The organism is Aquimarina algiphila (assembly GCF_007489275.1).
Lineage (GTDB): Bacteria > Bacteroidota > Bacteroidia > Flavobacteriales > Flavobacteriaceae > Aquimarina > Aquimarina algiphila.
This window is the reverse complement of record NZ_VLNR01000010.1, coordinates 100,795-113,028: the sequence shown is the minus strand read 5'-3', so window position 1 is coordinate 113,028 and position 12,234 is coordinate 100,795. Positions and strand designations below refer to the sequence as shown.

General features: G+C 35.1%; 19 protein-coding genes. 18 read left to right on the top strand and 1 reads right to left on the bottom strand.

Features of this window, described 5'->3' with window-relative positions; genetic code table 11:
* The first annotated feature begins 310 nt into the window (after positions 1-310).
* The 16 genes from FOF46_RS06820 to FOF46_RS06745 all read left to right on the top strand — a co-directional run bounded on the left by FOF46_RS06820 (position 311) and on the right by FOF46_RS06745 (position 10,892).
* Positions 311-1,123, top strand: a complete 813-nt coding sequence (locus FOF46_RS06820; protein ID WP_143915930.1) for a hypothetical protein — start codon at positions 311-313, stop codon at positions 1,121-1,123.
* 130 nt (positions 1,124-1,253) lie between these two features.
* Complete coding sequence (locus tag FOF46_RS06815; RefSeq protein WP_143915929.1) at positions 1,254-1,703, top strand: hypothetical protein; 450 nt, start codon at positions 1,254-1,256, stop codon at positions 1,701-1,703.
* A 2-nt stretch (positions 1,704-1,705) separates the two neighbouring features.
* The gene (locus FOF46_RS06810; RefSeq protein WP_143915928.1) at positions 1,706-1,996 is read left to right on the top strand and encodes a hypothetical protein; all 291 of its coding nucleotides are present in this window, start codon (positions 1,706-1,708) and stop codon (positions 1,994-1,996) included.
* Positions 1,997-2,007: 11 nt separating this feature from the next.
* Positions 2,008-5,145: an LPD1 domain-containing protein gene (locus FOF46_RS06805; protein ID WP_167571760.1), complete on the top strand. Its 3,138-nt coding sequence runs from the start codon at positions 2,008-2,010 to the stop codon at positions 5,143-5,145.
* A gap of 37 nt (positions 5,146-5,182) precedes the next feature.
* Positions 5,183-5,836 carry a hypothetical protein gene (locus tag FOF46_RS06800; protein ID WP_143915926.1) on the top strand — a complete coding sequence of 218 codons (654 nt, stop codon included), beginning with the start codon at positions 5,183-5,185 and terminating at the stop codon, positions 5,834-5,836.
* A 73-nt stretch (positions 5,837-5,909) separates the two neighbouring features.
* Positions 5,910-6,302: a hypothetical protein gene (locus FOF46_RS06795; RefSeq protein WP_143915925.1), complete on the top strand. Its 393-nt coding sequence runs from the start codon at positions 5,910-5,912 to the stop codon at positions 6,300-6,302.
* Between the two features lie 14 nt (positions 6,303-6,316).
* Positions 6,317-6,676, top strand: a complete 360-nt coding sequence (locus tag FOF46_RS06790) for a hypothetical protein (protein ID WP_143915924.1) — start codon at positions 6,317-6,319, stop codon at positions 6,674-6,676.
* A gap of 19 nt (positions 6,677-6,695) precedes the next feature.
* On the top strand, positions 6,696-7,019 hold the full coding sequence (locus tag FOF46_RS06785) for a hypothetical protein (protein WP_143915923.1): 324 nt from the start codon (positions 6,696-6,698) through the stop codon (positions 7,017-7,019).
* Positions 7,009-7,329, top strand: a complete 321-nt coding sequence (locus tag FOF46_RS06780) for a hypothetical protein (RefSeq protein ID WP_143915922.1) — start codon at positions 7,009-7,011, stop codon at positions 7,327-7,329. Before FOF46_RS06785 ends, FOF46_RS06780 begins: the two co-directional genes overlap by 11 nt.
* Positions 7,329-8,315, top strand: a complete 987-nt coding sequence (locus tag FOF46_RS06775) for a hypothetical protein (protein ID WP_143915921.1) — start codon at positions 7,329-7,331, stop codon at positions 8,313-8,315. The genes FOF46_RS06780 and FOF46_RS06775 overlap by 1 nt, the downstream gene beginning before the upstream one ends.
* Positions 8,305-8,577, top strand: coding sequence for a hypothetical protein (locus tag FOF46_RS06770; RefSeq protein WP_143915920.1), 273 nt, complete (start codon positions 8,305-8,307; stop codon positions 8,575-8,577). The genes FOF46_RS06775 and FOF46_RS06770 overlap by 11 nt, the downstream gene beginning before the upstream one ends.
* A gap of 45 nt (positions 8,578-8,622) precedes the next feature.
* Complete coding sequence (locus FOF46_RS06765) at positions 8,623-9,033, top strand: hypothetical protein (RefSeq protein WP_143915919.1); 411 nt, start codon at positions 8,623-8,625, stop codon at positions 9,031-9,033.
* Positions 9,034-9,066: 33 nt separating this feature from the next.
* Complete coding sequence (locus tag FOF46_RS06760; RefSeq protein ID WP_143915918.1) at positions 9,067-9,681, top strand: M15 family metallopeptidase; 615 nt, start codon at positions 9,067-9,069, stop codon at positions 9,679-9,681.
* A 366-nt stretch (positions 9,682-10,047) separates the two neighbouring features.
* Positions 10,048-10,254 (top strand): hypothetical protein, encoded by a 207-nt coding sequence (locus FOF46_RS06755; RefSeq protein WP_143915917.1) that lies wholly within the window; start codon positions 10,048-10,050, stop codon positions 10,252-10,254.
* Between the two features lie 70 nt (positions 10,255-10,324).
* Entirely contained in the window at positions 10,325-10,720 is a 396-nt protein-coding gene (locus FOF46_RS06750) for a hypothetical protein (protein WP_143915916.1), read from the top strand.
* Positions 10,710-10,892, top strand: a complete 183-nt coding sequence (locus FOF46_RS06745; RefSeq protein ID WP_143915915.1) for a hypothetical protein — start codon at positions 10,710-10,712, stop codon at positions 10,890-10,892. Before FOF46_RS06750 ends, FOF46_RS06745 begins: the two co-directional genes overlap by 11 nt.
* On the opposite strand, the gene FOF46_RS06740 is transcribed toward FOF46_RS06745, so the two are convergent.
* Positions 10,889-11,326: a hypothetical protein gene (locus FOF46_RS06740; protein WP_143915914.1), complete on the bottom strand. Its 438-nt coding sequence runs from the start codon at positions 11,324-11,326 to the stop codon at positions 10,889-10,891. The two genes, FOF46_RS06745 and FOF46_RS06740, sit on opposite strands and share 4 nt — an antisense overlap.
* Positions 11,327-11,495: 169 nt before the next feature.
* Here FOF46_RS06740 and FOF46_RS06735 point away from each other — a divergent pair, with 169 nt between their 5' ends.
* Complete coding sequence (locus FOF46_RS06735; RefSeq protein ID WP_143915913.1) at positions 11,496-11,726, top strand: hypothetical protein; 231 nt, start codon at positions 11,496-11,498, stop codon at positions 11,724-11,726.
* Positions 11,727-11,927: 201 nt separating this feature from the next.
* Complete coding sequence (locus tag FOF46_RS06730; protein ID WP_143915912.1) at positions 11,928-12,158, top strand: hypothetical protein; 231 nt, start codon at positions 11,928-11,930, stop codon at positions 12,156-12,158.
* Positions 12,159-12,234: the final 76 nt, after the last annotated feature.

The window sequence follows — 12,234 nt, the reverse complement described above, 5'->3', positions numbered from 1 at the left end:
CATACAAGTTATTTAATACACACACTTTTGGGGGTGGGTCAATTTAAACAAGAATAGGTGGGTCAGTTTAAATAGGATTTACTGGGTCAATATAATAGGAATAGGTGGGTCAGTTTGGCAAGAATTTCCATTTTACTTTTTAATTTCTTTTTAGATTTTCCTCGTGGAATTATTGACTGTAAGTAGTCTAGATACAGTCAATACTATCTTAGATAAATACTAAATTTTAACATTTTACAATCTAAAGCACACTAAATATCACTGGATTTTGTTAAAATTGAGGAGTTTCAATTATTAACCAACGAATAATATGAGTATTGTAAAAGAATTTCCGTCTGAAAAAATATTAAAATTTCTACCTTTAATAATAATTATCCCGAGTTTCATAGGAGGCTTTCCCCAAATAATCTTACTTGGTCTTTTGTCCCCATTTTATATTCGCTTTTTTTCAGTTTCCCAAGCTTTTTCAGATGGCTTATTATCCTTGATTTTTATTATAGCTCTTGCATTAGTTTTGATAATTGCGATGACAATCATTAATAAAATAGAGGATATAGGGATTCGTTTAAAAGAATCAACCAAAAAGAAATTCTTTAAAAAGACTATCAACTACTTTATGGAAGTAATTGCCATAAATGTAATCTCGATACCAATGACAGGCATTTTTATACTTTTTATTCCTGTTGAAGAAAGTAGGTTACTTTTATTTATAGGGATTACTCTTATATTTTTTTTCTCTTCTTTAGCTTTAGCATTTTTTGTCAAATGGAAAAATCCTTTTAGGAGAGAAAGAAAGGAAAAAGAAAAAAAGAAATTAAATAGCAATCAACAGAAGTATAACTTTTATGCCTTGGTAGCTTATTTATCATTAGTGTTACTGTTATGTTTTACTTTAGTTAATCTTCTAAATGGTAAAATGGAAAACACAAGAAATGCAAAAAATGCAATTTGTTTTATTAAAAAAAAGTATACCCTTACCGAGTGCCCCGTAATTAGGTATTTTAACGACAAATATATTTTTGCAGAAATAATTAATAAAGATGGAAAACGAGAAAAAGTTTATGAAGAATTTAAAATAGTTTTTGATAACCAAATCTGTGATTGCCCAAAAACAAAACCCTAGTTTTCAATTTCTTCCCTTTTTAATTCCTTTTAATTCCGACTTTACCCTGTAATGCTCGAAGCATATTTTTTCATGGTGGCATCTTAGCCTTATGAAAAAACTCGCTATTGTTTTCCTACTTTTATTTGTTGTGTTAGCCAGTACGCAAGGATGGCGTATCTATACCAAGATACGCCATGCCAAGCGTTTAAAAATAGGGGTGCAAAAATTCAAATTATTAAGCTTATCCCTTACCCCTGTAAGTAATATCGTCTTATCGTTAGGAAATTTTAGCAGTTCTACTTTTATCATCTCACAAATCAAAGTAGATGCCTACACTCGCGACGGACAACTACTAGCGGAACAAACTACTCCTTTAGCACAACCATTTACTTTAAACCCAAATCAAAATAGTGCCTTGCCACTATCCTTTGCCATTAATGCTACAACGGTTATTAGTGCTTTAAAAGCTATTGGTGGTTTATCTACCGTTGCTGCTAACTTTTTGACCTCCGGAACCTATGGACTACCTATTGTCTTAAAAGGCTTTGTAGAAGCCGAAAACATACAAATTCCCATTGAAGAATCTTTAACTATATAAAAATGAAAGAAATCTATCTCCTTATCATATCCGTACTCTTAAGTGGTGTTATTGCCGTTCTAGGCTATTTCTTAAAATCAGTACATGCCGAAGTTAAAACCTTACTCAAGGAACTTATCGAATACACCCAAGAACTGCGCAATCTCATTAGTGGTATTCAGGTGCAAATTGACAAAAGCATTGAAACTGATATCACAGAGATGAAAGCCGATGTAAAAGGGTTGTACCGAAAAACGGAATACAACACTAAAGAAATCCTAAAACTGCAACATCAACCTTCTAAAGATGCCTGATCATGGAACTTATGAATGACGACTTAGGTAAAATAGAAGATGCAGGGGCTATTGTGCGTGGGGGTGGTATCGATCGCCACTGGCAAAGCATTACTCCTGACAAGAAGTTTTTAGCCATGTTTGGTAAAAAAAGACAGGATGCTTGGCTATTTGACAGTAATACGGCACTGGTACATTTTAACCTTCGAAGTATAGAATTTGGCAATTGGATGACCCAACAAGACCGCTCCAATTTTCTATATGCAGCTTCGCTATCCTTGCACCATTTAGCTAAAGTATTGCAAATCCAAGATGCAGATATCGGGATGAATGGTCGTTTATCTCTGGCACTAGGTGCTAGAGGTCATGGCAATGCAAAGGCGCATTATGAACCTACTCCTTATGGGGTCATTAACCTGACCAAAACACAGGGTTTTGGTTCTCTAGCCCATGAATACGCCCATGCCTTGGATAATGTCATTAGTTTTCTGACCAATGGTCGGGAGGCTTATGTATCCGGAGGTCGCGAAACCCGAAAAGGATATAATCCCACCAAAGCCAAAAAAGGAAACTTCTTCGAACAACAATTCGAAGAGTTTTTTAACCTGTTGTATTTTGATAAAAAAGGGGAAGAAACCCAGTTTTCTAAAGATATATCCAATTTTAACGCAGGAGATTATTACGAGCGTAGAAATGAAGTGTTTGCCCGTTCCTTTGAGGTGTATATTTTCAATTTGCTAAAGGACGCCAAGATCAAAAATATCTTTTTAGTGGATTCAAGCTACCAAGCAGTTGTTTACCCTAATCCTACACTTTCTAAACTTATCAAACCCATAATTGACCGTATCGTAAAAAAAGGATTTAGTGAGATTAGAAAAAATAAGCAAGATACATTGCAGGGGATTACTACTCCTACAGGCTATAAGGGCTTTAGAAAAACACTCAAAGCACATGCTAATCTTGATGATACGCTATTAGCCATGAAACGTATTGCTTTGCGGGATTTTAAACAGGTTGAAGAATTAGCCCACGAACTACAGGACAATACTGTTGCAGAAACCAGTGAGAATATTTGGAACTACTTGCGTGAGCATACCCGTTACAAACTCGATAGTGAAGGCATAGAAGAGCTAAGAACCCCTGCCCGAAGTATGGTAGATGGACAAAAGGGGGTTGAGGATACCAATTTTGGTATTGATTGCGATGATTATACCATACTGGTCAGTGCCTTGTTATTGAATCTCGGTATTGACCATGAGTACCGTGTCACTGCCTATGAAGAAGTCGGTAAGTTTCAACATATCTATCCTGTTGCTTTTGATACCGACGGGACTCCTTATGTCATCGATATAGTCCCAGAAATCCCCCACTTTAATTACGAAGAACAACCCATAATAGACTTAAAAACAATTCCTATGGAACTACAAGAATTATCTGGTGTTCAGCCAGAACTACTAGAGGAAAATGAATTTCCGATTACAGATGAAGAAATCTTAAACGATTTTGCCGAAGAAATAGATGAGGCCAACCAGTTAGAAGGTATCGAAGACGATTACGAAGATGCTATACTGGACAATACCTTTTTGTCTGGTTTTGAAGAAGTGATGGATGAGGCTGATGCCGATATCATCCTCAATGGCACATCGGATACTATAGCCCTTTTAGAGCGTGGCATCTTAGCCGAGGTTAATAAAGCACGACAAGTTCTAGCTAATGAACAAAGAGAACCTACCGTCTTAAGCCAACTGGTAGATGTGGATATGGAGCTGCGTATTATTGATCATGTGATGCAGTCATGGGAAGATGAGGATTTACGAGATAGTGCGCTGATGGCAGCCATACAATCCAGTAGCCAATATACTAATTTCTTCAGGGCGATTAAAGCCAGTCTGGACGGGCTGAATGAAGAGCAACTAAACGGGTTGGACAATGAAGAGTTGGACGAACCGCTATATCTAGCCCGTATCCCAAATAATGAGGATTTACTGCTCGATGTTTTGGAAGATGAGGATGATGAGGATTTAGAAGGATTAGGGATGGTTGACGATGAATTGGAATACTATGATAATTTTGAGGACTTCGAGGATGAGGACATTCCTAATCTTAGTGGTTTTTTTAGAAAAGTATTCCGTAAGATCAGGAAAGGTGTTAAAAAAGTAGTCAAAGCTGTGGTACGGTTTAACCCTGCGACTTTGGTTATGCGTGGAGCAATTATTCTGGTATTAAAAATCAATCTTTTCAAATTTGCCGAAAAGTTAATCTACGGCTATTTAAGTGAAGCCCAAGCCAGACAACAAGGCTTAGATATCAACGAATGGCGCAGACGAGTGAAAAAACTGCGTAGAGCTGAACGTTTCTTTACTAAAATTGGCGGACGTGCCAGTAAATTTCGTAAAGCCATTGTAAGAGGTAAAGGAGGCAGACGAGCCAGATTACCATTAAGAGGATTAGGCGCGGTAGCTACCACAAGTACGGCTGCTGCAAGTGGATTTATTGTGTTTATGAAAAAACTACTGGCTAAGATCAATCCCATTAAATTGATCAAAAAGGTAGCCAATAAAATAAGGAACAAACGAAGACCTCCGGTCCCTAATCGTTCAATACCACGTACTGTGACTAATCGTCCAACTTTTATCCCAAGATCAAAACCCTATAGAACAAATACTTCTGTACCCATGCAACGCTTTACCCCAAATGTCCCAAGTGTAACCACTACTGTAAACCCCAATATTCCGAAACAACGGTTTTTAGACAAAGTAAAACAAGTGTTCAGCCGACATAAAAAGAAATGGGTCATTGGTATTATCATTTTTGTATTTACCCTAGTGGGGTACAAATACTATCAAAAAAGCCAGAAGAAAAAGAAACGTTCCCTTGCAGGAATAAAAGCAGCGCGAACCAGAGCCAGAAATCAAAAGAGAATAGCTGCTACTCCTAAAAGAAGAAGAACCACCGCAAAACGCAGAACAGCGGTAAAACGAAGTACGCCAAGACTCAAAAGGAGAACACCACGCGCTTTGCCTGCAAGAGCTGTAAGTGGGGTAAGAAAACGTAAAACCTCTAACGGTTCACGCTTAAAAGCCATGCACCGTAAGGCAAAACAACTACAAAAAACACATCCAAAAACCAAGTATAGTACCCTTTTAAAAAGGGCAGCAAAACAGCTATAATAAAACCAAATATTAATTTTTTAAACCATAGATACACATGGACGATTTAACAAACGATGAGATCATACTCGCAGGATTGGGCGAAGTAGACGGAAGACGTGGAAGAAGTAGCAGAATGAGCCGAGTACGCAATGCTGTAAAATCAGAGATCGGAGCATCTCGATTCAGAAGACACTTTTTAGACCGAGTACATAAATTACCTCGAAGCCTGCAACAGGATTTGATTCGCGGAAAAGCCCAGATTTCTGATGCCCCTTATTATGCCACCGCAGAACTGAAAGGAACACGCTCAGAGCTTATCAAACTCTCTACTTCAGAAAAATTAGGAGAAACCAATATCGATAACGGAAAACTAAACAAAGACCGTTACCTGACCTTATCGGGGATTCGATTACTCTTTGATAAGGACAGTATGGAAGGATGTTTTACTGATCCGTTTCCTGCGGACTTATTAAACGGAGAATGGGAACTGGAACTTAACGGACAAAAGGTGTTTGAAAAACAACCCATTCGTAAGTTTTTTGATGGGTTCTATGGATATAATACCATAAAACCTTTTGGACTGTATATTCTGAATAACCCCAAAATCATACATCCACAAACCCCGATTGAATTTAATGTCAACCTTCCCAGTGAAGTGCAGGGATACTTAAAAGTATTCTTAGAAGGTACAAGCGTATATAGTTTTTAATTCCCCTTAACCTTAAAGCTACTGCACATGATCTTCCCAAAGTCGGTTGCAGTAGCTTTTTAAAATATAAAAAATGGAAAACCTAGATTACAATACCCTAACAAAAGAAGAACTCATCACCCTTTTAGGAAAAAGAGATACTGAGATCACCAATTTAAAAGATATAAATACTACCCAAGCTACCGATATTGCAAAGCAAGTAGCCACTATAGGAAAACTACAAAAGGAACTTTTTCAATGTCAAAACGAAGTAAGAATTGATACTGCTGTAAAGCTTATTGATGCAATACTGGATTTACCGGAAGAAGAAGTACAGGAATTACCCGTATTGATACGTACTACTGGTGATGGTATAGAGGCATATACCGCATTTGTATATGGTTCATTATCCTGTCTTGGAGCTGATAGTGGTTCTGACAGTGAGCATCCAGATAGTGAAGTACCGCTAGAAAACCAGAATATGTAAACAAATCCAATATGATGAAAACAAAAATCCAATTGATAGAAACCACCATTACCAAAGCAAAAGATATTGTACATATATCAGAGGATTTTGATATTGGATACAGGTATCTGGAAGGGGTAGCAGTACTGAGTAGTATTGGTAAAGGACATCTATTTAGATCATTCACCATAGCAGGAGCTGAACTGTTCCCTAAAAATTTTGAAGTTGAGTTTTTACAGTCCAGTACTCATGTGTCTCCTAATGAACGGTTTTTTAGTGTCAGGGAAATTGCAGATGGTAAAAAAGTGGAGATAGACTATATCGATGGTGGAAATGCCATTCAATATCCTTATAGCTTTAAACTATATATGTACCTGACCGATGGTAATTCGTAAACTACATATCATCCAAATTGTGAGGGCTGAACTTGAATCCAATGAACGTACAACCTTTCGGTATGTTCTGGATAGAGATACTAAGGATATGGCAGGGATATTATGCACCAATAGCACACAACTATCCATGAGTTTTTTGAACGGAAGTGACCTTGAAATTAATAGTTTGGAAACCCTGCTTACAGACACTCTAGAATTACCCCCTAATAAACGTATCCTTTCGTGGCAGCAGGACTTGACCAGTAGCCGTGTATTGGTTGGGAATATCAGGAACATGCATTCAAAAAAACAAAGGGTAAGCCTATACCTGTTAACCTATAAAACAACATCAGATGAAAAGTAATGATATGCTATTATGCCAAATGATACAAGCTCACAATCCGAAGTTAATTACAATGATTACAGATCAAAATATCGTCAATCCTAAAAAGATTAAGGTGCATCCTAACGAAGTGGTGTATCTACATTTTTTTTATTCTCATATGCCGGACTTTAAAGTTGAAATTCAAACAGCTACCGAAACCTTGCTATTAGATGATAAAAACACAATACACCAGAGTAGCAATACCATCTTAAAAGCGGTATCTGATATTCATTTTAAAACTGATAATACCCAAGACTTTTTTGTACAACTGTTAAGAACACAATATTAATGATGAAAAAGGTGAAGAACTACATAGCTCCAGACCTCGCTAAAAAGAAGATAGCTCGTTACAAGTACTGGAACATCAAAGATGAAAGCGGTATAAGTATTACTTCTTCTGAAGATAGTACCGATGGGCGAAGCTTTGGGGAAGTGCTGGATAACATTATAGCCGATAACGTAGATGCAGAAGTACAGGTTAAGTTTGGAACTAACGAACAATCTTCCAGACAAAATGCACCTATTTTTATTCGTGTGAATGAGACTATCGAATGGGTAGAGCCAGAAGAAGAGGAAACCATAAAGATTAATGGTGTACCTCACAAAATGGATAAGAACGGTAACGTCAATATTAATCTAAGTACACCGAATGTAGAAACACCCATTATAGAATCCCCTAATGATATGATGCGTCAGGAAATGGAAATACAATTAGAAGGCTTACGTAAAGAGAGTGAACTCAAAGAACAACGCTACCAAGCAGATTTGCATAATAAGTTGGCAGAACAAACTTTAAAGTTTAAAGAAATGATGCTTTCTGACCGTGAAGCTAGAATAGCAGAACGCGAACATGATTTAGCTGCTAAAGAAGCAATACTGGATGAAAAAGAAGCAGAAATGAGTGACGGACTTAAAGGGTATGTGAAATTGATTCCCTCGACACTGGGAGGTGTGGTCACAGAATGGTTAAAAGGTAATCCTTTTGGTAATAAAGCCACCGGATTAGGAACGACGGAGAATAAGTCAAAACGAAAATCTAAGCCTCGAAATCCCGTACAATTTTCTATTGAGAAGGACACAACCCCAGAACCAGAAGCATTAGAAGATATCGATATTTCTGATAGCAAGCTATTTAATAACAAAAAACTCTTTGAGTTTGAGAAAGTTGATGAAGTACTACCAGAGCCAGAAATCGAAGAAAAACAACCACAAGAAGCTAACAATACAACCCTCGATGAGGGAGAAATAAATGATAAATCCCTCAATGAGGACTAAATATAAAGATCGTATGAAAAATTTTAATATATCCCTTACTGTACCTGCATTAGATGAAGAACAATTGAAAGAGAAACTGCAAGCCTTTCAGGACTTACAAGACCATTTAGAACATGATGATTTTATTGCATCTACTACCATTATCGTAGAGCACCCAGATATCGTTGACTTTATCAAAGAAGTGATCCCCGAAGAAGGAGAAGAGCTGACCATGACTGATTATATCAAAATCGCTAAAAAAGCTTTTGAACGTTTCGCATAGGGTCGCAAGGCGACAGCTTTAAAATAGTAACCTAAAAAATATACCATGAACCCAATAGTTATAGCACAGGCTGCGCAATCTGCAAAATCATTTTTTTCGAATAGAAAAGTACAAATAGCCCTTCTTATTATTGTGCTGTACTTCATCTTCAAAAAAAAAATTAAGCGACTGCTCCATAACATGAGACAACGAAGGTTTGATAGAAATGAAGCACAGGATGTAAACCAGATTGCACAACAATATCGATCTGCTGCAAATCCTTCCGGAATTTCTTGGATGATTAATATCGATGGAACAGACGAAGAAGAAATAGAACGGTTAGGATATCAAACCAAAAGACAATTACAACCCATTGCAGATGCATACCGATTAAAGTTTGAAGAATCATTAAGCGATAGATTGCGAAAAGAATTGAGTCCAAGAGAGTTTCAGAATTGGCGCAATATTGTGGATTAAGAGGGGCATTAGCTCCCTTTTAACTTTTATACTATGACCATTACATATACCCCAAATAAAACTGCTAAAATCATACTGTCAATTGTGCTTGTTATCCTTATTGTGATTGCCTACAAAAAACGTAAATCCTTAAGCTCATTAGTTATGCAAAGTATCAACTTTCTCAAAGAAAAAACATGGGATATCATAACAGATCGTAGAATAGATACACTTCACCCGCTTATAAGAGCTAAAGTCAAAGAATTCATTATTCGAGCGCAAAAGGATTTAGGTATTAAATTACGGGTGACATCTGCTCTTAGAACATGGGAAGAACAAACCAGATTATATAACAAAGGTAGATCTGCTCCTGGTAAAAGAGTAACAAACGCCAAAGCAGGGGAAAGTTACCATAACTATGGATTAGCATTTGATGTAGTAGAAATCAAAAATGGCAGGGCTATCTGGAATAACCCGAATTGGCAAAAGATAGGAGCTTTAGGCAAATCTTTGGGTTTTGAATGGGGTGGTGATTGGACTAGGTTAGTCGATAAACCACATTTTCAAATGCGGTTTGGAAAACATCACCGTGAATTGTCAATAATGTATACATCTGGACAACGACAAGGAAGATTTGTAAACCTACCTAAATATAAGGAGGTAAATTGAAATGTTTATTGGTTTCAGCATTGAAAATCAAGAAAGTAAAATCTTTTTGTTAAAAACTACGGTAAAACCACATGGATAATATGTGTTTTTTGCAATATAAATACCTAAAAAACAATGTTTTAACTGTTGGTTTTTTAAACAAAAAAAATCAAAACAGTCTAATCTGACGTTTTGCTTCTTAATTATTTGTTAAAAAAGTGGAAAAAAGCACTGATTTTGAATGAAAAATCGGCAAAACTACACCTAAAATAGCAGAAATACCATAGCACTCTTGTAGAAAGATTTCTATATTTTTGACTGTAAATCAGCGCTTTGTACAAAAAAGTTGAGCCAAATAATAATTGTAACCCTTTAAAATTTAACATTATGAGAAATGTATCATTTTTTTCTAAAGCTATTTTTCTATTTTTATTCACTATGATTTTAACAAATTGTAGTTCTACAGATCTTAACGAGGAAGTCGGAATTAAAACTGTAGAATCTACAAAAGAGAATATTGAGATTGTAAATGAAGAAGAAGTACCAACACAAAAAATTGACAAAGGAGATATTAAACCACCGACACAAGGTTAATTATGGTTTAATAATCTTTCTGATTATATATCCTATACTTTTTTATTTATATCGTTTAGTACCCAATGATTTGAAAGAAATTCATTTCATTGGGTTTACTTATACTTCACAATACTACGAATCCATTTATATTTTAACATGGACATTAGTAGGCAAACTTCTTCCCTTAATAGCCTTTTCATATATTTTCATTAAAGCCAAAACGATTTGGTCGTATGCATTGTTCTCCCCTATAATTATGTATATATTCCAAATAATCGCAGTTATAAATGAGGATATAGGCTCTGTAGACAAAATTGAATTTTTTTACTGCCTTCCGGTTTTTATTATGTATTGCTTTTTACTTTACAGATATAAACGTTTTCTGATTGATCTGAAAGCAAAGCAAGATTATGAAAGAGAATTAGTTAAAACTGGTTTGGAAGGTTTACTAAATCAAGAACTGGACAGAGGGGATGAAGAATAAGAAGGATATAGAAATAAAACGCCAGTATTTACGTGACCTTAAGAAACAAGTAGAAAAAGGTGATTTAACTAGTGAAGAACTATACAATTATGTACTAAATGAGTTAAAAACATTTGAACCAGAAGAAGATTTTGAAAGTGTCATTAAACGTTTCTTTTTTCGTAAAGATTAGTTTGAAGCAGGTTTTGTTTTCTCATTTAGTTGCTGACGTAAAAACTGTATTTCCTTCTCCATTTCCAATAATTTCTGTGTTTCTTTCAATTCGTCTTTGTAATCTCTTAAAGAATCATCAATAATATCTTTTAAATACTTTTTCTGGGAAAGATTAAACCCTCCTGAGGTATTTTCTTCTTTTAAACCAGACATGATGATCTCCTGCTCTTCAACAGACAAAATCATGCTTCCTTTCTCTTTAATAACCCAAATCGGATTTAATTCTTCATACCGTGAAAAGAACTTTTCTAATGTGTCCGTTGTAATCCCTTTACCTGCTTTAAAAGGTTTTGACAAAGTACCATTAGATACTCCAATCTCTATTTCAATTTGTCGTATTGATTTCTGTAAGGTCTCAACAAATATTTTTAACTGCTTTACAATAGTTCCCATATTATGATTTAGAAAAAAATCTAAATAAATCTTTATTATTTAGAAAGTTTTCTATATTTTTGTTCTTAAGATGTTCAAATATATCGAAAAATACCATAAAAATAACTGTTATTATGCATTGAGTATCTTAAAAATAGAAAGTTTTCTAAATTAACTTAAAACCATTACAATGAATACCATCAATAATGTAAAATCCTTCTTTTTGTTTGAGAGAAAAGTTTGTGACCTACTTCGTATAGAACAATGTCATTTTGCTACTTATGTTAATCAAAACAGAGGGTATGCCCTTTTATTAAGGAATTGGATAAAAGAATCCCATCAAAAAGGAGATACGGCAAATGAAGTTGCGCAAACTATAAAAAGATCAAAGCTACTAGTTGATAATATAAACTTCCTTTAGTCACTGCTCTTTTACCAAAATCATATTTACCCCACCCAAGACCTTATTTACAAAAACATACCTCGTCATATTGTCAGCATGTAGATTAAGGAATATAAAAAAGGAATGTACTCAAATAAAGTAGTTTACTCCTAACAAGTTTTATAATATATATAAGTTTTTAACTTATTTCTATTCCTGTATTCTTATTAAAATAATAATATGAGAAGATTAACAGTACGGCAAAGGGTCGAAATCTGGTTACAAACCTATGGACATTTATTCAATAAAAACGCTATAGAACGAGAAATACACATATCTCGTGGAACATTACAAAAATATTTTAAATATGATAAAAGAATAAGAGATCAAGACATTAAAGAACTTCATAGATTGATTAAAGAGTTCCATAAATTCATTAAAAAAAATGAAGGAATTCAAAATAGCAAATAACCTTATTGTTATAAATATAAAAGGAAAACAGGAGTAATTATGTATGTACATAAATTTGAGTTTATGCACATAGCCC